Consider the following 23,160-nt stretch of genomic DNA (forward strand, 5'->3'; position numbering starts at 1 on the left):
TACTTCATTTTAACATAGAAAGGTAAATCACAAAGAGTTAGTTATTTTGACACCAAAACCTTTCATGATAGATATAATTTCATGGCTATATAAAGTAATACCGTCAACCTTATTATGGACACTTTTTTTCTTACTCTTTTTCACCAGAATCATCAATCTCTTTCGCATTCAAGATTGAATCCGCAAATTCAAAAAATGCATCTTGTTTAACTAATGCAATTCCTTGTTTTTCATCTCCAAGCATTAACAAAGAATCACCCGGTTTAATATCAAATATGTCTCTAGCATCTTTTGGAATAACAATCTGCCCTTTCGTTCCTACTTTAACAACACCAAATATATGCTTACCTTCTGGATTTGCCATCTTCATTCCTGCCTCTCTCTTTAAAGCTCTTCCGCAAAATCAAGTACAATTTTAATAAACGCTTTAGGTTGATCATAATGCACATCATGACCTGATTTTATATTTATTCGCTTACCTCCATCAATCAGCTCCATAACACGCTCGGTATCTTCTTCACTAAGCGCCGCAAGCATAACCCCATTTTTATCATACCTTGTCGATGCCTTAATAAAAACGGCTGGGCATTGAATCCCTGAAAGTGTTTCTGCTTCATCAAAGCCGTCAAACCAAGAATAGGTATAAAATGTTTCACCAAAACGACGGTCGTACGGATAGGTCAATGTCTCCCAAATTCGATTAACCGCTGGTGGGAGATACCATACTTTTGCCGGTTTATGTGGATGCTTCCTTTTGGATGAAAGTGCGTCCTTCGCAAATCGGTTCCAGAGCTTTTCTCCGAATACATTTTTCCAATAACTCCGTTTTAAATAGTATGCGAAATAATCTTTTTCCTCATTTTGCTGTGTGAATTCATGATATCTGTTAAATCCATCGACCCAAACATAAGTCGATTCACGCCTTCCTGGCTTGGTAGAGAAAAAAGGCGCATCCTCAATGACAATGCCTTTAATATGTTCTCGTGCATTTGCTGCTAGCCAGGCTGTCAGCAAGCCACCAGAAGAGTGACCTGATACGACAACAGGCCCACCTATAACATTTTCAATAAACCACTTAATATCTTCCCCCATCAATTTAGCTTTATATTTTTCTGGGTTCATCGATGATTCCCCATGGCCATGACAATCAACTGCAAACACATGGAAATGCTCAGCAAGATTCGGTAAGACTTTGGCATAATCCTCCCATGTCACTGCTTGACCGTGAATCAATAAAAGGGCTTGCTTTCCATTATTAGGGCCTTCTCCATAATTTAACACTGTTCCATCAGCCAATGTTACTTGTTTTTCAATGAAACCAGCTTTGTACAATATCTTAATAAGCTTTGTATCGTACTTTATATTTGTGTAAAAATAACTGCCAAAGAACAGAATCACAAACACAACGATTCCAATCGTAAATGCCATTTAGGTAATCACCTCTTCAAGTATTGCTTTTCATACTTTACATACTAATGATACTTTTATTTCTATAAAGGCGCAACTTGTTTACTTAACTAAAAAATGAGCACCTATATTATCCAGGTACTCATTCTCTAATGTTTAACCGAGCGCTGTAAGAATTATCGCAAGTCCATTAAAAACTCCGTGTACAATCATCGCCGGCAAAACAGAACCAGACTTTTCATAAGTCCATGCAAATATAATTCCAGAAGCAAAGTTAACAGGTAATGTATTATACGTTGGTAGGTGAACAATTGTAAAAATAAATGAACTGCATAACATACCCGCTCCAACGCCCCATTTTACCCGAAACCATTTATAAAGAAAGCCACGATAGAATATTTCTTCATATATTGGAGAAATGATTGCAGCTGAGATAAAACCAATACTAAATGTAAACCAAGTTATATCTTGTTGCAGTGCTTCTGTCTTACTGTTCTCTGCGCCGATATGAACCAGTTCCATGAGAATTACTATCAAAATACTTGCTGCGATAAGAACAATAGTAGATACAATAATAAGTTTCCAATATTTGCGTGAAAATCTGCGGATTCCAACAGCGTCCCAGCCGATATGATGAGGTTTTAGCGCAACCAAATAAAGCCCCAACATAAATACAATCGCCATTATGAACCCTGTTAATGTTCCAGCGTAGAGCTTGTTCTGAAACACGTCATAAAGATAGCCCTGTAATAAATACTCAATTCCTATTGGAACGATAACAAGAATAAGAAATAATAGCAGAAACAGCTCCTTATATGTCCACTCTGCTGCTCGAAATGTATCTTTTTCCAACCTATGATTCCCCCTGTACAATTGTTATGGTACATTCAATATAAATGGTGACGTTACGTAACCTGCAAGTATTTTAGGAGGGATTATAATGGATTACTTTTCTACGGGGGAAGTCGCGAAAAAACTAAACCTTTCGTTACGAACCTTGCGTTATTATGATCAAATCGGCCTTGTTGAACCTACGTTAAAAAAAGATAATGGGAGACGCTACTACTCAAATGAAGATATCTTGCTGCTGCAGAAAATTTTATTGCTGAAAGCAACCTCCATGTCATTAGAGGACATTCAGAAAATAATAAACCACATCACGATCCACAAAACGCTTCTGGTCCACAAAGAGCAACTTGAGCAGGAAATGAAACAGCTGCAACAATCCATTCATCATACAAATACATTAATCAATACAATTAAATTAGAAGGAGATATTCAATGGAATCAATTATTGCCGCTCCTGTCTGAGGAAAACCAAATTGCAAAACAACAAAAGAAAATGAAAATCATGGAGACGCTATTCAATGAAGAGGAACAAGCTTTATTAGCCAAAAAGCTGCCAAAAATGGAACATGTACCTGACCAAATAACAAAGTGGATTAATATCATCAAGCGGATAGAGCTATGTTTAAAAGAGGGAAAGACCCCCCAATCTGGGGATGGTCAATTAATCGCAGAAGATGCTCTGCTATTGTCAGAGGAAACATTTAAAGGAAATAAAGAACTAGCCGATAAATTTTGGGAAGCGCGTCGTTCTGAGGAATTGTCCTCGGATTTGAATTTGTATCCAATTGATAAAGAAGTCATCGTTTTTTTGGAAGAGGCTGTTGTTTGTTTAGAAGAACAGAAGGCATAGGTTCAGGAACAGGGATGATAACATACGGTTGCCCCTAAAGGAATGTTTCATTTTTCGGTGGTGTATCGGCGGTTATTCGTTCTATTGTTTAGAGATGTCCCTTCCTAAAAAGGGATGAGCACCAACAATAGTGGCGCTCATCCCTTATAAATTCATTATTGATTTGCTTGTTCCAATCGTGCTTCAATCTCTGTCATAATTTCTCCTGCTTCTTCCCAATTCCCATTAGAAAGGGCATCTTGATAATTGCTAAACAGCTCGGAGAATTCCTGCAGTAATTGGTCTGAATCAACTGAGGTTTCGGGAGCAGATGGCTCTTCCGTTTCCGTTTCAGTTGATTGTCCATCGTCCTCTTGGGCATCTTCTGCTGACGGTCCTTCAGGCTGCAAGTCACTTGCGTCGATATCACCTCTGGCAAGTTCAAGTATACGCTCCAATGCTCCATCAAAGGTTTCTTCCATAACGATATGATCCTGATAAGCAACCACAACCTGTTTTACTTCTGGCAATGATGTTTCATTGGAAGATTCAATATAGATTGGCTCCACATAAAGCATCGTATCTCCAAGCGGAATGGACAACAAGTTTCCGCGGATAACTTGAGAACCACCTTGCGACCATAGGTTTAACTCCTGTGAAATAACGCTGTCCTGATTGATCCGGTTTTCTATTTGCTGCGGACCATAGACATTTTCCTGTTTTGGAAAACGGTAGACAAATTTTTCTCCATAATGGTCACCGTCGTTGCGCACGCCAATCCACCCAACCATATTTTGCCGGTTCCTCGGTGTATATGGCATCATTAAAATGAACTCTTCTTCTTCATATTCTGGAAGCTTCATTGTTACATAATACGGCTCCATTTCAATATCTTCATTAAAGTAATGCTCCGTCGGGAACTCCCAGCGGTCTTCTCGGTTATAAAAAATTTCCAGATTAGTCATATGGTACGTACCATATTTGTTTGCTTGTATCGAAAACAATCTTTCTGGATAACGGAAATGACTGCTGATGTCTTCTGGAATTTCTGCTGTAAACAAATCAGGAAAGATATTTTGATATGTTCGAAGCAATGGATCATCTGGTTCAGTCACAAAGAAATGAACCTCTCCGGTATAAGCATCGACCATAACTTTCGCTGCATTTTTAATATAATTTTTGTTGTCTTGGTAATTTTCTGCATATGGATAGCCTTGTTCTACAAGATATGCATCAATTATCCATGCAAGCGAACCATCATCACGCACAATGACGTACGGATCTTCATCGTATTCGAAAAATGGTGCAATCCGATTCACTCGATCCATGATATTCCGTGTATCGAGCAGCTGGCTTTCCTTGGATAACTGATCCGAGACAAGCATACGGAATGATCCTTCATTTAGAGCAAATAACATTCGATTCCAGCCGCTTAACTGGATTCCCTTATCTGCTTCATAACGATTGGTCATATTTTCCTCACCTGATGGATAGTCGAATTCATCAACCGCTGAATTAACGATAACGTTTGGATAATCCAACTCTCCAAAATAGATTTGCGGTCGTTCAACATTAACTTCCCCTTCAGGAGGGAGATTCCTTACAATATATTGCGGTTGTCCTTGTGAAGTAATATCATTTACTTGGCTCATTGCAACCCCATATCCATGTGTATAGCGCAATGTCTTATTTACCCAGGTCTGGGCCTGCTCTGGCAGATCCTCGGTATTCAATTCTCTTGCACCAATAAATACTTGCTGATAATCACCATCGATTTCATAACGGTCAACATCGATATCATTAAATTGATAATACGTCCGGAATGTCTGCAATTGATTATAAATATCCAGTAATGGACGAGAATCATTAATTCGCACGTTGTTAATGGTCAGCTCATTATTTTCAATCATCTCTTCATCCAATGAATCCTGATTACCCGGGTGTTCTGTGATATTAATCTCTTCAAGATCATAAGCCTGCCTTGTATAACTTAGATTATGTTCTAAATAAGGCTGTTCGCGCTGAAATTCATTTGGCTCTACCATATAGTTTTGAACAATTGCTGAAACTCCTTGTCCAAGAATGATGACTGCAATATACATAACAATTGGAATTAACATTGAATTGATATTGCCTTTTCGCAGTGTAAGAATAACCCAAATCGCTCCGATAACTGCAACCGCAGCTAGAATATAGGATACAGGAATATTAATGATGCGGTCGGTATAGCTTAGGCCATGTACCACACTAGTTTGAAATACATTCACTTGATTCGTCAGTAATGTTTTAAAAGGTGACAGTAAGTGTGTGCCCGCTAACAATACCCCAATAACAGCAATGGTTAGTCCAAGATGAATTTGCGCAGAACGATTCATGCGATACATATGAAAAACAGAATATGCTGCAATCACAACGACAAGCATGAAAAAGCTTAATCCCAGTAAAATATTGATTATAATTTCTAAAAATGGCAGTACAAACATGTAGAAAGAAATATCTCGGTTGAAGATTGGATCAGTTTCTCCAAAAGTTTCATAGTTTAAGAGTTTTAAAAGCGGCTCCCAGCCCACTCCCTGTACAATAATACTTCCAATAAGTCCTGCGAATACAGCAATTGCGATAATTACTCCATTCATGATTACTTTCTTTTGAGAGAAGAATGCGGGAAGCTGATGGTGGTCAAAATGGCTTAAATAGGTTCTGCGTATCCAAAAGACAGTTAACCAAGTTACAAACCCAAAGATGACAAAACCAGCGGCTGCAAGCGTGAGTTTACTGCCTAGTATTGTCGTGAACACGGTACCAAAATCAATGGAATCCATCCAAATATATTCTGTAATCCATTGGAAAGCGACTGTACCAAAAATGAAAAGAAGAAACAGAATTCCAATAATCGCTCCAGTCCAACCACCGAATTTTTGGATTTTTTTCATTTGTTTACGGTTTATATTAACATTAAAGTCCATATAGCCTCCTTTATCGGTTGCATCCAGTTCTTATTTTCCCAAGAAAATGTGACCGATGCCTATGTATTATTATCTATTCTATTATTTTAGCAATAATGCATGGAGAAGTCATTTTTGGCTGTTCTATTATTAAGGGCAATATGATATACACTTTATGCTGAATCTTTGATTATTCATTTTCGTGTATACATTTAATATTCGTCATTCGTTGTATAAGTATAGGGAGGATAAGAGATGAAAAATGAAAATATGCTAACCTCTTATCTTATTCAATTAGGAGAGGAAGTATTTCATCTATTACGTACGAAGGGAGCTATGAAAGAAGATGCGGAAGATATCATCCAAGATACATTTTATAAGGTTTATACACTGTTGGACGATATCACAGAGAAAAGTCTTCGTCCCTGGTTTTTTAGAGTGGCACTGAATCAATATATTGATCTGAAACGAAAAAAGGAGCATCAGAATCTGTACTTAACAGAGAAGATTTATACAAAGCTTGCACACTCAGATCATGAATTCGATGCCATTTTAAATCAGGATGAAATTTTCCATTTATTAAAAGACGTCAAAAAAGAATACAAAGAAATTTTCCTTTTGAAATATTATTATCACTTTTCATATGAAGAAATTGCGTCCATATTGAACATCAAAACCAACAGCGTTAAACAAAAATTATACCGCGCACGCCAATCGATTCAATTAAGATTAGGAGGAAAACATTAATGAATGATTCCTTAAAAGCAGCTTTAAAAAAAGCTAAACGAAAGCAAGTATTGAAAATAATCCTCATATCAATTATCGTCTTACTTGTTCTATTACCGATTTTATATAAAACAGGCAATTATTTTGCAGCCCAAAGTTCGTCCAGACTTCACGAGCAGCTGTTTTTGCATAATGCCATTTCCGAACCGAATATCCAAATCGACTCCCAAGTCACCAGTAATAGTACGATGTTTGGTGGTAACATTGTGACCAATCGCTCTAAAAATATTAATGGATATGTTGTCCCATGGAGCACACTCACAAGCTCATATGATTGGATTCGCACAAGCATAGATCACAATGAAAGAATTCCTGGATTTTATTGGTCGGATACGGAGTTCTATGAATATGATAAACAAACCAAAAATAAAGTAGCGACATTTTACCACCCATCTATTAATGAATACTTTTATGTACAAAGTGAACTTGAGGAAGTCTCACAATTAGAAAACCACGTTGCAGAAGTTGCCGTATCTTTTGATGAGCCATTAACATTAAAAGAAATACAAGAAAAAATTCCAGATAACTTAAACATTGTCTGGTTATATATGACCTCACCAATTGCCGATGAAAGCAGTGGACCTTCTGGTGTGCCGATTTATGGATTTGACCCTTCTGATTCGCCCCAAGAATCATACGAGTATTTCATGGATGAGCTGGAAAAATATAATTTACGAGTGGATGACAAAACCCTTGGGGAGTTTCTTGATAATAATAAACAGAAGCATGTTGATAAAGTGAAAATACTTGGAGTCATGCTGACCGGCCAAACCCAAAACTTTAAAACATTAGAGGATCAAGATTTTATTCGTGGTTCCTCTATAGGAGCCACTGCAGAGATGGTTCCCTATATAAAACCTGATAAATGATAGCAAAACGAAGAGAGTGACTCAGAAAGAATCTTATTGAGCTTTTGGGTAACTCTCTTCGTTTTATAAAGGTCTGGATCAATGTTTGGGATCTACAAATCGCCCATAATCTGGTATGGCAATCCGGTCAAATTCCTTAACCAGCCTTGCTAACCCTTTGGAAAGCTCTTCCCCGGATACTGGTTGTCCATGACCAGTTACCGCAATAGCAGGGTTTAATTGTTCCAGCTTTTTAACTGATTCCCAAGCAGCAGACCAATCAGTCGTTAAATACCTCGGTGGACCGTTAATTTCCACTTCTTGAGTCATTACCTTGTAAAGTGATTCTTGTTTCACTGTAACAAAGGCATCACCAGCAATAAGGGCACGGTCTTTCTCCCTGAATAAAGAAATATGACCGGGAGCATGTCCTGGTGTGTGAACCCATTTCCAGCCAGACATGTGTGGAACACTTCCATCCGCAGGCAATGCTTCCACATTGCTTCCTAAATCAACCGCTTCATTTGGAAACATTGGTGACATTTTTGCCACAAGTCCGCCTTCAACAGATCCATCAGGTTCTGGATAGTCTTGTTTTCCAGTTAAAAAAGGCAATTCTGCTTCATGTACATATACCTTCGTTCCCCATTTTTCCACTAAATCCACAACTGCTCCCACATGGTCAAAGTGGCCATGTGTTAATATGATTGCTTTAGGTTTACTATCTTCCCCAAAGCGTTCTTCCACTATTTCCACAATCCGACCTGCTGATTCGGGCATACCTGTGTCAACCAAAACCCACTCTTCCGATTGCTCGGGATTCCCTACACAGCACACGTTTACAATTTGGTTCGTATAGCAGTAAAGATCAGGAAGAACCTCTTGGCCAATTCCACTCGTCATCGAATACATTGGCAAAAAATGACCATCCATTGAATCATTCATGCTATTTTGTATGTCCTTTTCCACGAGATTTCACCACTTTCATTTGTCGTAGTTTTTAGTGCCATTTGGTCTATAAATATCCTATAAAGCACCATTTTAAACATCTTTATTATTAGGGATAACCATCCAATGTATGTACTTTTGAAAAAACTACTGAAGATCTTGACAACGAATATATAATAAGGCATTTGCACCACAAAACGACAGGATCTGAATAAGCATCATACCGTTTTAAAAATTCTTAGTGGGGCTATACCCTCCCATGCTTTCCCGAGCTGCAGCAGCTATTTTTCAGCAAAATGTCCCCAATGAACTGCATACCAACAGGGAGACCTTTATTATCTAATCTCATCGGCACAGATAAACTTGGAATACCGGTTAAATTCACAGGAACAGAAATGACAAATAGCGCCTGATTACTTCTAAATTTTGTTCTACCCAATTTTCACTGTACACATGGGTTGTGATAGGTATGGTGAGTTCTAAATTTCTTTGAGAAACGTAAGTATATAAATGGTACTTATATCTCAAGGTTTTGAAAGGGTGATTACATGAAGGATAAGTCATCAGAAAACCACAAACGTATTAATCAAGACATCAAGCAAGAGCAACTAGACCAGTCCCGTATAAGCGACTATGGCCAACCAATGACAACACAGGAAGGTAAAAAAAGATCGCAGGATCAGGATCAATTAAAAGCAGGTATTCGTGGACCATCCTTACGTCAGGATTATGAGTTTTTAGAGAAGATGTCACACTTTGCTCATGAGGAAATTCCGGAAAGAGTTGTTCACGCAAGAGGGTACAGTGCTTATGGCGAGTTTGAATGTTATCAGTCCATGAGACATGTTACTAAGGCAGACTTCTTACAGGAAGCTGGGAAAAAGACGCCATTAACTGTCCGTTTTTCTACTGTACAAGGTGGCAAAGGGTCCTACGATACAGCAAGGGATTTACGCTGTAAAGGCGTTAAACTTTATACAGAAGAAGGAAACGTCGATCTTACAACGATTGCAATGCCTGTTTTAGTTAATCAGGATGCAATGAAGTTTCCGGATGTAATGCATGCGTACCAATCAAAGCAAGCAGATGATATACCGACAGCAAGTGGAGCACATGACCGCTTTTGGGACTATGTGGCCAATAACGTTGAATCTCTTCATATGGTACTGTGGATTATGTCAGATCGGGGTATTTTAAGAAGCTATCGCATGATGGAATCCTGGTCTATTAATACGTATCTATTCGTTAACGATCAAGATGTAGCAACTTTTGTGAGGTATGTTTGGAAGCCGGTGCTTGGTGTCCATTCCCTGCTTCAGGATGAAGCGCTGAAAATTGGCGGACTTGATCCAGATTTTCACAGAAGGGATCTCAGGGAAGCCATTGATAATGGTGCATATCCTGAATATGAGCTTGGCGTTCAATTGATTTCGATGGAAGATGAATTTAACTTCGATTTCGATGTTCTGGATCCTTCAAAATTTTGGCCAGAAGAGGTCGTTCCTGTACAAATGATTGGTAAGTTGACATTAAATCGAAATATTGATAATTACCATACAGAGTCCGAACAGGTCGCATTTAACCCTGCAAATGTCGTTCCAGGAATTGATTTTTCCAACGATCCTGTTTTACAAGGTAGACTATTGGCGTACAGAGATACACAACAGCATCGGCTCGGCAGCGCCAATTATGTTGAATTGCCAATCAATAAGCCGATATGCCCATTTCATAATAATCAGCGGCGAGGTTATATGCGCCAGCGGATCGATGTAGACAAAGTAAACTATCATGAAAACTCGCTGGCAGATAACACACCATATACGGTTCCCCCAGAAGAAGGCGGCTACAAAGATTATCCTGGCAAAGTAGACGGCTACAAAATTAGGGCCAGGAGCGACTCGTTCAAAGATTACTTTTCACAGCCGCGGATATTCTGGAATAGTTTGAGCCCAATTGAAAAGCAGCATACGATCGAGGGACTAAGCTATCAAGTTGGCAGTGTAAAGAGTGAATCGGTTCGTCAGCAAGTTGTGGATATACTTGTCAAAGTGGATAAGGAAATGGCTAATATCGTAGCTGATAATATTGGAGTGAACCGTCCAAGCGGGTCCAATGTTCCTGTTTCTACAAGCTATTCTTCTCTTAGCCAGACCAGTACACCGAAATATGCATATACACAAAAAGTGGGTGTACTGATTGGCGATGGATTTAATGGTAATGAAGTAGCAAATGTCCTTAACACCTTACAGCAATACGGTATTTTTGTTGTCATCATAAGCGAAAGGCTTGGTACAGTTACCGGTACGGATGGCACAACACTGAAAGTTGATAAAACATTTATTACTTCAAGTCCTTATCTGGTTGACTCCCTTTACGTTGTTGGTGGAAGTTCGAGAAATCAGGCAAAATTCAATGCTGATATTACAGAATACGTCCATGTGGCCTATAAACACTATAAGCCAATTGGTGTAGCCTCTACTGGACAGCCATTTATCCAGACTTCAGAAAACAATAATTTAGCTGGTGTTGTTTTTGCTGCGAATAATCCAGGATTTGGGGAGGAGTTTGTTTCTGCCATTGCTCAGCAGCGGTTTTGGGACAGAAGATAGTATTCATGAGAGAGGGGAAGAGCATCAAGACGGTAAAGCTTTTTCCATCTCTTTTTACGTTCAGGAAAACGATACTCCTCTTCCAGGCAGCAGACAGCTGTTAATCAAACATTTGATCAACTTCTTCTTTCTGATTACTTCAACATTGTGCTGTTCTCTTTCACTGATGAAGCAGATAGTTAACAATTACAAATCATGACCACATTTCCATCTGGGTCTTTTATATTAAACCAGGCTGTATCTTCTACCCACTCTATTTCCCTAACAATAACAATCTTTTTTGCTTTTACATATTTGTAAGCATCATCAATATTTGGAGCATAAAAATTGAAAATCGGACTAGGGCTGACATTATGTTTGAAGTGCGGATCAAAAGTGTGATCATCTAATGTTAGTGAAGTCGTTCCTGTTAGCGGCACATTAAAAACAGGGGACATAACTTGGTCTAAATCAACATCTACCCCTAATAAGTCACAATAACACTTGGCAGAAGCCACCATTTTATAAAAAGCATAAAATTTAGATTTCTGCCGGCTATATTTCTCGAATCATATATATTCGCTTCCAATGCCGTACCGTCAATTAAGAAAAATATAACTTGTACAATTATAAAACCGGCAACTATAAACAGGCCATCATATGTGAGCATTACTGAACACTAATGATGGACCTGTTTGATTTCTGCTTCAAATGTAGAGTTATTGCGACTTCTGTCTTATATAACGCTCTGAAGACTTCAATTAATGGTATGTGAGAAAAAAACTTCACATCAATTCCTTCTGGATTCGTTGAATTGCGGATTGTGAAAGTTCTTTTGCAAATGATCCATCCACCCTTACCGCACTTCCAAAATGATATTGTTCTGCACCTACCGACCGATTAATAGTCGCAATATTTTCTGGTGATAGTCCTGAACCAGGCATAATACTCGGCCCCTGTTGCTCGTAAGATAGCTTTACCAACTTCGCTAACTGGTCTTTGCCTTTATCACAATTTGCTTCTCTACCGGATGTCAAAATCCGTTTTACATTCTTTTTGAATTTGAGTAATGTTCGGTAGGCGGTTTCCTGAGATCGCACCTCATCAAACGCTCGGTGAAAGGTTATATCGATATCCGGGAATTGCCGGATAATCTCCAGAAGCTTTTCTTCATGTACCGTTCCATTTTTATGAAGTGCTCCAAAGACAATTCGATTGCCTCCAAGTTTTGTAATCATTTCGATATCCTCACAAATTACCTGAAAATCTCCTTCTGTATAGCAGAAATGATAGCTATGGGGGCGAACCATAATCTGCACTGGAATCTCAACACTTTCCAGTACTTGTTTGATCGTTCCATAGCTTGGCGTCAGACCGCCTTCTTTCATTCCTGATACAAGCTCTACACGATGAGCACCCAGCTCCTCTGCCTGAATAGCTTCCTGTTTATTTTGCACAATCAATTCCAAATCCACATTCTTCACCAACCTCTTTGTATGCTAATAACTTTCAAGTTGGTTATATTAACAACCAGGTTATATTTTGCTATAAAAAATACACTTTTATTTACAACCCATTTCGTTATTTCCCGTAAAACTCAATAATAACAGAATACATTTTTGCGAGATTATCTAGAGTTTCATTCAGATGGTTTATGGATACATGACTACTCCATTTCTTGATTATCCCTTTTCTCCTCCCAAATACGTAAACGCTTTTCATGACTCACTACTTTATGTAGTTGATGCAGCATCCATTGGTACCCATAAGGATCGACGAATATAGCATTAGTAACGCCATAATCAGGTATCTCAGTGACGGCTTGTATCTCTGTGCAGCCTGCATGAATTGCTTTTGAGTATGTTTCTTGGATATTGGGAACAAGAATATTAAACCAAATTGTTTTTGGATCGTCGAGGCTGGGGGCCTTCAACTCAAACTGTGGATTTTCATCTAACATGTGAAAACGAACACCATACAACGTAAAAATCACTTCATTTTCACCTTGTTGAAAGTCTGAAACCTCCACACGTTCAATTTCGAATACTTTTTCGTATAATTCCAATGCTTTCAAGCTGTCTGTAACAACCATATCGATTTCTACCCCAATCAAAATGTGCACGCTCCTTTTATATGGAATGCTACTCCATATAAGTATCTCACAATCTATATTTCATAACACTAAAGTTATTCATTCATTGTTCATTGTCATTGCTTCTTCTCTTACCCTTTGCATAAATTCCTCTACAACTTTATTGTTGCTTTTCTCACTTCCCAGCTTCAGCATTGCTCTTCCTACAAAATTAACTCCTTTATTACTGCCCTCATAAATAAATTTCGTTTGTGTATCACTAATTTTAAGTAATTTAAAAGATAGATTAATCTCAAAAGCTTTTCCTAAAACAAAACGTATTTGCTTGTACTTTTTATCTTCTAAGTCTTCATAAGCTAATGTTTCTACAATATAAGTTTCTAACCTTTTTCCTTCACGATATGATTGCTCATGCGTTGCCCCAACTTCTCCTTCCTTTTTTCAATCAACGTATGTCCCTCAACTTTTGGCATAATTTGTTTGATATTTTTATCTAAAAATAGACTCCATACATTTTCAATGTTTGTATCAATAACGATTTCTTCCTTCCATTGGATCATGCTTTGTGCTCCTTCCCAGATTCAAGAAAAGCATCAATCCCTTCCATTCGTAGTAGAAGATCCTCTATTTCCATCTGTATTTTATTTCTTTTTTGTATTAACAATCCTTCTAAATCTGCAAAAGACTCATCCTCCATGACAGTGTTCATTTCCTGTATGGTAAAGCCAAGTCTCCGCAACTTAACAAGGAGGATTGCCAGGAAATAACTTCCATCATCGTAATAACGATAGTTGTTATTTGGATCAATATAAGCTGGTTCAAGCAGTCTGATTTCTGCATAGTAGCGTAATGTTTCTTTACTTAATACGGTCATCTCCGAAAAATCACTAATCTTATACATCCTGCCCCACCCGCTCTCCTTAAATTATAAACCTTAGGGTGCACCACAGAGTCAATATGAATTACCGAAATTCTATCAACAGATTTAAATTATAAATTTGTACCATCTAAACTAAGTGTTTCTTCATTCGTTAATAAAAACGATACCACACAAAATTCCCTAAATTCATTAAATTTTATAATTATCAATTATAAAATTTAATTGATAATATAATGTTTTAAAATAAGATCATTCGTTCTTGACTTATTAAAATTATTTATATAAAATAGCATCTATAGAAGCAATTTATAATTAATACAAACTAAAAACTATTACATTTTGGAGGTTGCTATATTGGAGAATATAAATGAGAACAAGAAAAGAATGACAACTGCATTTGGTAATCCCGTGCCAAATGATTCAGATTCTAAAACAGCTGGCCCACGTGGTCCATTATTAATGGAAGATTACTGGTTCCTGGAGAAACTAGCTCACTTTGACCGTGAAGTTATCCCAGAGCGCCGTATGCATGCGAAAGGTTCTGGTGCTTACGGTAAATTTACCGTTACAAATGATATTACAAAATATACGAAAGCAAACATTTTCTCAGAGGTTGGTAAAAAGACCGATATGTTCGTCCGCTTCTCAACCGTCGCTGGTGAACGCGGAGCTGCTGATGCAGAACGTGATATTCGGGGAACATCTATGAAGTTCTATACAGAGGAAGGTAACTGGGATCTTGTTGGAAACAACACTCCAGTGTTCTTTATGAGAGACCCGAAACGATTCCCAGATTTAAACCATGTCGTAAAACGTGATCCAAAAACAAATATGCATAACCCACAAGCCAATTGGGACTTTTGGACAAGCTTACCAGAAGCACTGCATCAAGTAACAATTACAATGAGTGATCGTGGTATTCCAGCAAGCTACCGTAATATGCATATGTTTGGAAGTCATACGTATAGCTTTTTCAATGCCGAGAATGAACGATTCTGGGTGAAATTCCACTTTAAAACACAACAAGGAATTAAAAACCTGACAGATCAAGAATCTGAAGCATTAGTTGGCCGTGACCGCGAAAGCCATCAACGAGATTTATATGAAGCTATTGAACGTGGCGATCATCCAAAATGGACTTTATATATCCAAGTTATGACAGAAGAATATGCAAGAAATATGAAGGATAATCCATTTGATATAACTAAAGTTTGGTATAAAGAGGACTTCCCACTAATTGAAGTTGGAGAGGTTGAATTAAATCGTAACCCGGAGAATTATTTTGAAGAAGTTGAGCAGGCTGCATTCGCTCCAACTAATATTGTTCCTGGTATTGGTTTCTCTCCAGATAGAATGTTACAAGGCCGCTTATTCTCATATGGAGATGCACAACGCTATCGATTAGGTGTAAACCACTGGCAGATTCCAGTTAACTATCCGAAAAACGCGAAGAATTTCAACCCATATCACCGTGATGGGGCTATGAGAGTCATCCCTCACGGAAATCCAGTCACATATAGTCCGAACAGCTATGGCGAATGGGAAGATAGCAAAGAACACCAAGAACCAGCATTAGATATATTCGGTAACACTGATTATCATAACTTCCGCGAAGATGATGATAATTACTACGAACAACCTGGTAACCTATTCCGATTAATGACGAAAGACGAGCAACAAAGACTATTTGAAAATACAGCAAGAGCTATGCAAGGAACAACCAAGGAAATTCAATTAAAACATATCCATAATTGCTATCAAGCAGACCCAGCATATGGGGAAGGAGTAGCCACAGCACTTGGTATCTCCGTGGATGAAATAACTGTTCCTGCTACGGTATAATTGAAAACCAGACTGCCCTTATAAACGAGGGCAGTCTTGCTTTTTTATTGGCTAGTAGATTTGTAAAAAGGTTGCTTAATGAAGGCTATCCTCATCTGCTCGATACTCTAATATATCCCCTGGCTGACATTCTAATGCCTTACAAATGGCATCTAATGTTGAAATCCGAATTGCTTTTGCCTTTTCATTCTTCAATATAGAAAGATTTGCCATTGTAATGCCAACTCGTTTTGATAACTCTGTAACACTCATTTTTCGCTTTGCTAACATCACATCAATATTAATTATAATCGCCATATTATCACCTCAGACTGTTAAATCATTTTCTGATTTTATATGAATTGCTTCTTCTAAAAGTCTTTGGAGAACTGCAGCAAAGACTGCGATCACCATGGATGCAAAAATAGGGACCATTCCGATAATAATAAGACCCGGTGCGTCATCTAATTCTGCTACGTTATAAACAAATGGGATAATGATCACATACAAACCAGTAATTGTAACCGCACACCATTTGATTTTTTTTAAAGCCATAACAGACAATTCAGAGAAGGCTTGGTTCTTGTCGATATAGCTTAAAAGTTTAAAAGCCTGAAATAACGCTACGAAAAACGGGATTACTGATACGTACATACCGATTATAATGGGATACAGTATATGGTCATATTCTGGATTTGCTGGATTGTTAACTAACCAATACACTCCGAATATAGATAAGGCCAGTACCGGGGTTCCAATAAGAAATACCGCTGCCTTTAAAAAGAGTGTTGAACCATGTTTCATAAAATACACCTCACTTTATTTTTCTATTTGATTTTAGCATTTTATTTATCGTTTTACAATAAATAAATTATGATTATCGATGTTTTTTGTTGTTACCATTTACTAAAAATATGATAACTGCCGATTTATTTACTTTGAATGATGGTATAACTTAAAAACACGTGAGCTTCTGTCAGGCGTTTCAGCTAAATTATTTACTTTTATTCACCGGAGGCAATTTTCAATACAGCCAAATTAATTAAACTTCCTTTTTAAATTATCCTCTTACTAATTTGATTAAATTTTATTGGATACATATTCAACAAATAAAATCAGATGAAAATGGACTCAAATTGCAGACACTTTTTTATTAAATGCAGGGGGTTTCACACAAATCAAATGACCAAAAAATAAGGATTGCATGTAAGGTGGAAAAAGAGTAGAATTCTAATATTACTTAGGAAAAGAATGTAGGAGACATAAAATGAAGAAAAGAAAAGAAATGACATTAGCTATACTACTTATGAACATATTTTTTGTATTCTTAGGAATCAGTTTAGTTATACCTGTACTGCCAACAATCATGAATGAACTAAATATTAGTGGTACAGTTGTTGGCTATTTAACAGCAGCATTTGCCTTTACACAATTAATTTTTTCCCCATTCGCCGGAAAGGCCGCTGATAAATTCGGCCGGAAAATTATGATTGTGATTGGTTTATTTATTTTTAGCTTTTCCGAATTGTTATTCGGGCTGGGAAAAACGATAGAAGTTTTGTTTATATCACGTATTTTAGGCGGGGTCAGTGGTGCTTTTATTATGCCTGCTGTAACGGCATTTATAGCAGACGTTACCACAATAGAAAAGCGTCCAAAAGCGCTTGGATATATGTCTGCTGCGATTAATACCGGGTTTATTATCGGACCTGGCATCGGCGGTTTTTTAGCAGAAATTGGTACACGGATTCCATTTTTTTCAGCTGCTGCATTTGCTTTTGTGGTCGCGATTTTATCGATCTTCACATTGCATGAACCGAGTTCTAAAACAGAAGACACGCTGGATGAATCACCAGCAGCGGGGAAAAACAGCTTGAAGAAGATGCTGAAACCAATGTTCTTTATTGCCTTTATCGTCATTTTCATAGCATCCTTTGGTTTGGCTGCATTTGATTCTTTATTCAGCTTATATGTCGATCATAAATTTGCATTCAGCCCGTCAGATATTGCAATTGCCATTACAGGTGGAGCGATTATCGGTGCAATCTTCCAGGTTCTATTATTTGATCCATTAACAAGATTTATGGGAGAAATTAATATTGTTCGCTGGTCTTTACTGTTTTCAACGATTATTGTATTTGCAATGACACTCGTAAACACCTATTGGGCAATCATGGCAGTGACATTTACGGTATTCATCGGATTTGATCTCATTCGTCCGGCTGTAACGACGTACCTCTCACGGATTGCTGGTAATGATCAAGGGTTTGTTGGCGGAATGAACTCCTTCTTCACTTCGCTGGCCAATGTATTTGGACCGGTACTAGGCGGGATGATGTTTGATATCGATATAAATTATCCATTTTACTTTAGTGCAGTTGTAATTATACTTGGCCTTTTGATGACAATGTTTTGGAGAGATCCACATTTAAAAGCGAATTGATTAATACTATCAAAGGAGATGCCATAAATGAACAAAAGCAAACGTGATATACTTATCGCCTTAATGATAAGCATCATTATTCTAACTGCTGGCGGTGTCATGATGAATCAGGTTAAGAGGAATCACGAAAACAAATAAACTTATTATAGAGAAATGCTTTAACAACTTTGATAATGAAGGCACAGTAACGATAGAAAAAAGGAGTTTTTGGTCTCCAGTTACTTGTGAAAAATAACATTATGTGTTTCTTTTTCTAATTTCTTAGTACATCTGGTATAATTTGACTCAAAACCAGCTGTTCAACAATCCCTAGAAAAAAACAATGCCTCTTAATGAGTGAGAAAATGGAGAAAAAGGGAGTGATCTCAATGTTTAAATCTGAAAAATACAATTTAATAACTAATATTATTATTTGGATTGCAGCTCTTATAATTATTTACAATGTTATATTATTTGAGCCGCCTCTATGGTTTAACATTCTTTTTCCCTTAATAATGGCTATACCAATAATTAGAAGCATTTATAAAATGGTCAGAAATAATTAAGAGTTTTAAAAGCTCCCTAACTATCATAGATTAGGGAGCTTTTTAAGTTATTTTACAAGTTCATATTTTGTTTTAGTTGAATACGAAGTATGATAATTTTTATTATCTGTCATAGTTACTTTAACTTTATGACCGTTCTCACCAGCATATATAACTGTGCTATCTGCCACAGCGATTCCTGACAAAGATGCTGCTAATGCTGCAACTGTACCGTAAGGACCAAAACTATAGCCATACTTTTTTAATATTGTCTCAGCTGCATATGATGCAGCAGCATTTGTTATTGTCGCACTAGCTCCGGATAATGCTTTCATATTATTTGCAAGTTCTCTTGTTTGTTTCTCCGTCAAAGTGTACGAACCGAGTACAACTCTTTCTTGTTCATGATCCTTGTCATCTCCACAATCAATATAAGAAGAACATGCAAACACAGAATTTGAAGGTATTGCCATTAGTAGCATTAGACTGGATATAAAAATACTAAAGATCTTTTTCATATCATCTCTTCCTCCTCCCATTTTCTACATTTACTGGCCCCAGTATATATTAAACTAATATTTGGAGGAATAGGAGAAATCTATCATTTATTAAAACAGCTAACAAAAAACCTTTTAGTAACTCCGAGTTCGCTCCCCAATCATATTACCAATACGACTCAATTTATTTTCCGCTGTTAAAACCATCTCATCAAACAGCTCCTGTACTGTCGGCACATTGTTGATAAGACCAACTACCTGTCCAGCCCAGCCGAATCCTTCTTTTTCGTACCCTTCATAAATGTATCTGCAATTTGTTTTACCGCTAATCATGTCCTTTAAGTCCTCGTACGCTGCTCCTTGATGTTCGTGCTCGATAATTTCTAAAGCAAAATCTGATCGAAGAACTCGTCCCGGGGCACCTAGCGATTTTTTAATAATGATCGTATCAGATTCCTGCGCTTGCACAAGCGCATTTTTATATTCGTTATGTGCGTGTACGCATTCTTTGGTAGCAATAAAACGAGTTCCCATTACAATACCTTCTGCACCTAGAGTAAAGGCTGCTAATAAACCTCTGCCATCACCTATCCCCCCTGCTGCTAAGACAGGAATGGACACATGATCTACAATACGAGGAATCAGCACCATTGTACCAATATCATCACGTCCTACATGACCTCCACCTTCCTGACCAACTGCGATAAGGGCATCTGCTCCAAGCTGTTCTGCTTTTCGCGCATGTCTAACTCCCGAAACAAGAACGAGTGTTTTAATACCTTCACCTTTGAGCCGTTCTAACACGGGTTTTGGATTACCACCAGTTATGGAGATCACCGGTACCTTTTCCTCTATTGCCACTTCTAATAATTCCTCGTATTCTCCGTTGTACTTTGCAATAGCAAAGTTTACACCAAAAGGCTTGTTCGTAAGCTTGCGTATTTTATGAATTTCATTTCGAAGATTTCCAGGTGTACGTAAAGTTGCTGCAGTAATTTGCCCTAGTCCTCCGGCATTTGAAACAGCAGCAGCTAGTTCCGCATAACCTAAATAAGCCAGTCCACCTTGAATAATTGGGTATTGAATTCCGAATAGATCTGTTACTTGAGTTTTCACGGCTTACCCTCCTTGTAATAGTGCCCACCAATATATTAACACTTGTTCCTATTACTTAGTACTAATTCATTATTAAAAAATCCTCTATACTGTGGTAAAGTAAAGTAAATTAATAAGGGCACAATTCCTTGTAAATGGAATTGCACCGATCGTTTAAAAGGTCATGATTAGTTAAGCAAAAGAGACCTTATACTTCGATTTGTTTAATGATTCTAGCAGGATTTCCACCAACTACTACATTAGCAGGTATGTCTTTCGTCACCACTGCACCTGAAGCAATCACCACATTATCTCCTACCGTTACGCCTGGATTTACGATTGCACTTCCTCCAATCCATACATTATTGCCAATCGTAATCGGCTTTCCGCTTTCTATTCCAGAGTTTCGTGCCGTTGGGTGAAGCGGATGTGTCGCTGTATAGATCTGTACTCTAGGTCCGAGCAAGCAATTATCACCAAAGCGCACTTCACAGATATCTAAAAACGTACAGTCAAAGTTTGCGTAAAAATTGTTACCTACGTGTGTATTATAACCATAGTCAAATCGAATATTTGGCTCCATATATATTTTTTCTCCAGTGGAACCGAGTAATTCCTTTAATATGTTTGTCCGTTTTTCTTCTTCGGTTTCTAACGTTTGATTATACATTCTAACTTTACGTCTTGCTTCCATGCGATCCTGTACTAATTCTGAATCAGCAGGATTATACATTTCTGCAGCTATCATCTTTTCCTTTTCCGTTGTCATTTAAAATAACCTACTTTCATCTATAATAAATCAAGGGCCTGTTTCTTACTTTTACAGGGAAAGCGGGCTCTGCGTTATATCATCGCCTTGCGCTCATATTACTTTTTAGTATCGTTAAAATCCAAGCCCTGTATTCCCCTTACCATTAACAGCTAAATTTAACATATTTAATGAACAAAAAGAACCCATAACAAAAATGGATTCTTTCAAAGCGACGTTAAATTTTAGTTAAGTTTCTAACCAGGATATTCCGTATCTGGCATCTTCATAGCATATTGCAAAAATAAGAAAACTTATTCTCTTTCCCTAGCTCTCTGTGTATCTCGAATATTTTTTTGAACGGTTACTGCAGCAAATATACTAAGCACAAACGCCATGCCATAAAATCCTTTTTCGCTTAAAACAATACTTCCTGCATTGTATAAACCAACACCAATTAATAAAATCGATATAATAAGTGCAACCCAACTAATACCAAAATAAATAGGTGTAACTGGTATTCCTTCTTCTTTATCACGTACCGCCTTTTGTAAAGACACGGCAGAATAAAGCCCGAATATTAATACTGCAAAATAATAGCCTTTTTCATTCAATTCCATCGCTGCGTTAAACAAGCCAATCAGATATGCTGCAACGCCAATCATTAAAGCTGCCCAGGAAGCTCCTTTAAAGGCTCCGGTCGGTTCCCCTTCTTTTCTTTCAAACTTTACCTTTGTATCTTCTTCTCTTTCCTCATCCAATAAACTCCTCTGCTCACTAGACATTAGACTTTCCCCCATTCTTATCGCTAATTAAAAGCATCCGATTCAGTTCAGTCAGCTTTTCTACATACATTATACTTAATATTCCCGCAAATAGAAGCAAAATTTATAAAAGAATTCTTGTATAATAATCAGCCCATGTTAACAATGTAGTGAAACAGCTAAAAAATGATTGATAAAAAAACAAAAACCCTGCACAAACAGGATTTTTGTTAAACCTTTTCTGATTCGATTTTTGCATGGATGCTATTAAGTACATGCTCGTACTCTTTGTAACTAATACCCAAAAAACGCATCCTTTTTAATATTGCTTTTGGGAACATCCTTATTTCTTAAATGACTTGAAATATACTCCACCATGGATTTTGGACCCGCAATATAGTATTTTCCATCATTTTTATATTGCTGAGCAAACATATCTATCCCCTGATATAAGTCATTCTTTGAATCTAGGTAAGTTATCTGTATGGAATAATGGTCAGCAATTTTATCAAGTTCATTTTTAAAAATGTATGCTTTATCGCTATCTAAATAAAGCAGTTGTACTGGGTTATCACTTGCATTTCCGTTCGCTTCAATTTGTTTCAGGATCGATCGAAACGGGGTAATGCCGATACCGCCTGCAATAAAGAGTGAAGGGCTGTTATCATTCAAATTAAATGGCCCTACAGGTCCACTCATGCTAATTTTCATTCCTTGTTTAAGTTCTAACATCGCCTGCTTGAAATCACTCGGATTATCATTAATTTTCATTGTTAGTCGAATAACATTTTCTGCGGGTGCAGACGCCACACTGAATGGCCTTGTAGCATTTTTTATTTTTTTATGCGTGATGGTAAACAGACCATGCTGCCCTGCTTCCCAGATTAAATCACCTGGCTTCTCAAATAGGAAGGTATACACACCTTCCATTTCTTTATAGCTCTCTAAAAGTAATATTTCTCTTTTCTTAAACACCGCTAGCATATCTTTGAAAAAACTCATTTTCTTATCTCCCTATTTAGAATAGCTATCCAATACAGCTAAAACGAATTAGCAGTTGTACAATTAATAATCATTAATGGTCTGGAGCTATTGT

22 protein-coding genes and 2 pseudogenes are annotated in these 23,160 nt (G+C 37.5%); 6 read left to right on the forward strand and 18 right to left on the reverse strand.

Annotated elements, in window-relative coordinates:
- Positions 1-130: 130 nt before the first annotated feature.
- From NSQ77_RS08720 to NSQ77_RS08730, 3 genes are all read right to left on the reverse strand, one after another.
- Complete coding sequence (locus NSQ77_RS08720) at positions 131-364, reverse strand: AbrB/MazE/SpoVT family DNA-binding domain-containing protein (protein WP_339230968.1); 234 nt, start codon at positions 362-364, stop codon at positions 131-133.
- Positions 365-384: 20 nt separating this feature from the next.
- The gene (locus NSQ77_RS08725) at positions 385-1,428 is read right to left on the reverse strand and encodes an alpha/beta hydrolase (protein ID WP_339230367.1); all 1,044 of its coding nucleotides are present in this window, start codon (positions 1,426-1,428) and stop codon (positions 385-387) included.
- Positions 1,429-1,563: 135 nt separating this feature from the next.
- Positions 1,564-2,259 (reverse strand): type II CAAX endopeptidase family protein, encoded by a 696-nt coding sequence (locus NSQ77_RS08730; RefSeq protein WP_339230369.1) that lies wholly within the window; start codon positions 2,257-2,259, stop codon positions 1,564-1,566.
- 88 nt (positions 2,260-2,347) lie between these two features.
- Between NSQ77_RS08730 and NSQ77_RS08735 the strand changes: the two genes are divergently transcribed.
- The gene (locus tag NSQ77_RS08735; protein ID WP_339230371.1) at positions 2,348-3,106 is read left to right on the forward strand and encodes a MerR family transcriptional regulator; all 759 of its coding nucleotides are present in this window, start codon (positions 2,348-2,350) and stop codon (positions 3,104-3,106) included.
- Positions 3,107-3,261: 155 nt separating this feature from the next.
- Here the strand turns inward: NSQ77_RS08735 and NSQ77_RS08740 are convergent, their stop codons facing one another.
- Entirely contained in the window at positions 3,262-6,051 is a 2,790-nt protein-coding gene (locus NSQ77_RS08740; RefSeq protein WP_339230373.1) for a UPF0182 family protein, read from the reverse strand.
- Between the two features lie 234 nt (positions 6,052-6,285).
- Here NSQ77_RS08740 and NSQ77_RS08745 point away from each other — a divergent pair, with 234 nt between their 5' ends.
- Positions 6,286-6,777, forward strand: a complete 492-nt coding sequence (locus tag NSQ77_RS08745) for an RNA polymerase sigma factor (RefSeq protein ID WP_339230374.1) — start codon at positions 6,286-6,288, stop codon at positions 6,775-6,777.
- The gene (locus tag NSQ77_RS08750; RefSeq protein WP_339230376.1) at positions 6,777-7,685 is read left to right on the forward strand and encodes a sigma factor regulator N-terminal domain-containing protein; all 909 of its coding nucleotides are present in this window, start codon (positions 6,777-6,779) and stop codon (positions 7,683-7,685) included. The genes NSQ77_RS08745 and NSQ77_RS08750 overlap by 1 nt, the downstream gene beginning before the upstream one ends.
- A 78-nt stretch (positions 7,686-7,763) precedes the next feature.
- Here the strand turns inward: NSQ77_RS08750 and NSQ77_RS08755 are convergent, their stop codons facing one another.
- Complete coding sequence (locus tag NSQ77_RS08755) at positions 7,764-8,609, reverse strand: MBL fold metallo-hydrolase (protein ID WP_339230970.1); 846 nt, start codon at positions 8,607-8,609, stop codon at positions 7,764-7,766.
- A 250-nt stretch (positions 8,610-8,859) separates the two neighbouring features.
- Positions 8,860-8,997, reverse strand: coding sequence for a hypothetical protein (locus NSQ77_RS08760; RefSeq protein WP_339230971.1), 138 nt, complete (start codon positions 8,995-8,997; stop codon positions 8,860-8,862).
- Positions 8,998-9,160: 163 nt separating this feature from the next.
- Here NSQ77_RS08760 and NSQ77_RS08765 point away from each other — a divergent pair, with 163 nt between their 5' ends.
- Complete coding sequence (locus tag NSQ77_RS08765) at positions 9,161-11,221, forward strand: catalase (RefSeq protein WP_339230378.1); 2,061 nt, start codon at positions 9,161-9,163, stop codon at positions 11,219-11,221.
- A gap of 179 nt (positions 11,222-11,400) precedes the next feature.
- Here the strand turns inward: NSQ77_RS08765 and NSQ77_RS08770 are convergent, their stop codons facing one another.
- The 5 genes and pseudogenes from NSQ77_RS08770 to NSQ77_RS08790 form a co-directional block, all read right to left on the reverse strand.
- Positions 11,401-11,721, reverse strand: coding sequence for a VOC family protein (locus NSQ77_RS08770; protein ID WP_339230380.1), 321 nt, complete (start codon positions 11,719-11,721; stop codon positions 11,401-11,403).
- Positions 11,722-11,985: 264 nt separating this feature from the next.
- Entirely contained in the window at positions 11,986-12,675 is a 690-nt protein-coding gene (locus tag NSQ77_RS08775; protein WP_339230381.1) for a copper homeostasis protein CutC, read from the reverse strand.
- A 191-nt stretch (positions 12,676-12,866) separates the two neighbouring features.
- The gene (locus NSQ77_RS08780) at positions 12,867-13,313 is read right to left on the reverse strand and encodes a VOC family protein (RefSeq protein ID WP_339230383.1); all 447 of its coding nucleotides are present in this window, start codon (positions 13,311-13,313) and stop codon (positions 12,867-12,869) included.
- A 78-nt stretch (positions 13,314-13,391) separates the two neighbouring features.
- Positions 13,392-13,852, reverse strand: a pseudogene (locus tag NSQ77_RS08785) (SRPBCC family protein).
- On the reverse strand, positions 13,849-14,193 hold the full coding sequence (locus NSQ77_RS08790; RefSeq protein WP_339230385.1) for a MerR family transcriptional regulator: 345 nt from the start codon (positions 14,191-14,193) through the stop codon (positions 13,849-13,851). The pseudogene NSQ77_RS08785 and the gene NSQ77_RS08790 overlap by 4 nt, the downstream one beginning before the upstream one ends.
- 333 nt (positions 14,194-14,526) lie before the next feature.
- Here NSQ77_RS08790 and NSQ77_RS08795 point away from each other — a divergent pair, with 333 nt between their 5' ends.
- Positions 14,527-16,014 carry a catalase gene (locus NSQ77_RS08795; RefSeq protein ID WP_339230386.1) on the forward strand — a complete coding sequence of 496 codons (1,488 nt, stop codon included), beginning with the start codon at positions 14,527-14,529 and terminating at the stop codon, positions 16,012-16,014.
- 44 nt (positions 16,015-16,058) lie between these two features.
- On the opposite strand, the pseudogene NSQ77_RS08800 reads toward NSQ77_RS08795, so the two are convergent.
- Positions 16,059-16,311: pseudogene (locus NSQ77_RS08800) on the reverse strand (helix-turn-helix transcriptional regulator).
- 9 nt (positions 16,312-16,320) lie between these two features.
- Complete coding sequence (locus NSQ77_RS08805; protein ID WP_339230387.1) at positions 16,321-16,797, reverse strand: DUF2975 domain-containing protein; 477 nt, start codon at positions 16,795-16,797, stop codon at positions 16,321-16,323.
- Positions 16,798-17,260: 463 nt separating this feature from the next.
- Here NSQ77_RS08805 and norA point away from each other — a divergent pair, with 463 nt between their 5' ends.
- The gene (gene norA, locus NSQ77_RS08810) at positions 17,261-18,436 is read left to right on the forward strand and encodes a multidrug efflux MFS transporter NorA (protein WP_339230389.1); all 1,176 of its coding nucleotides are present in this window, start codon (positions 17,261-17,263) and stop codon (positions 18,434-18,436) included.
- Between the two features lie 592 nt (positions 18,437-19,028).
- Here the strand turns inward: norA and NSQ77_RS08815 are convergent.
- The 5 genes from NSQ77_RS08815 to NSQ77_RS08835 form a co-directional block, all read right to left on the reverse strand.
- Entirely contained in the window at positions 19,029-19,478 is a 450-nt protein-coding gene (locus tag NSQ77_RS08815; RefSeq protein WP_339230390.1) for a hypothetical protein, read from the reverse strand.
- A 114-nt stretch (positions 19,479-19,592) separates the two neighbouring features.
- A complete protein-coding gene (locus NSQ77_RS08820; protein WP_339230392.1) occupies positions 19,593-20,573 on the reverse strand; it encodes a nitronate monooxygenase in 981 nt (326 codons plus the stop codon).
- A gap of 187 nt (positions 20,574-20,760) precedes the next feature.
- The gene (locus NSQ77_RS08825) at positions 20,761-21,321 is read right to left on the reverse strand and encodes a sugar O-acetyltransferase (RefSeq protein WP_339230393.1); all 561 of its coding nucleotides are present in this window, start codon (positions 21,319-21,321) and stop codon (positions 20,761-20,763) included.
- A 293-nt stretch (positions 21,322-21,614) separates the two neighbouring features.
- Complete coding sequence (yiaA, locus tag NSQ77_RS08830) at positions 21,615-22,085, reverse strand: inner membrane protein YiaA (protein WP_339230395.1); 471 nt, start codon at positions 22,083-22,085, stop codon at positions 21,615-21,617.
- Between the two features lie 273 nt (positions 22,086-22,358).
- Positions 22,359-23,066 carry an FAD-dependent oxidoreductase gene (locus NSQ77_RS08835; RefSeq protein ID WP_339230396.1) on the reverse strand — a complete coding sequence of 236 codons (708 nt, stop codon included), beginning with the start codon at positions 23,064-23,066 and terminating at the stop codon, positions 22,359-22,361.
- Between the last annotated feature and the right edge of the window lie 94 nt (positions 23,067-23,160).

Source organism: Oceanobacillus sp. FSL K6-2867 (assembly GCF_037963145.1).
Classification (GTDB): Bacteria; Bacillota; Bacilli; order Bacillales; family Amphibacillaceae; genus Oceanobacillus.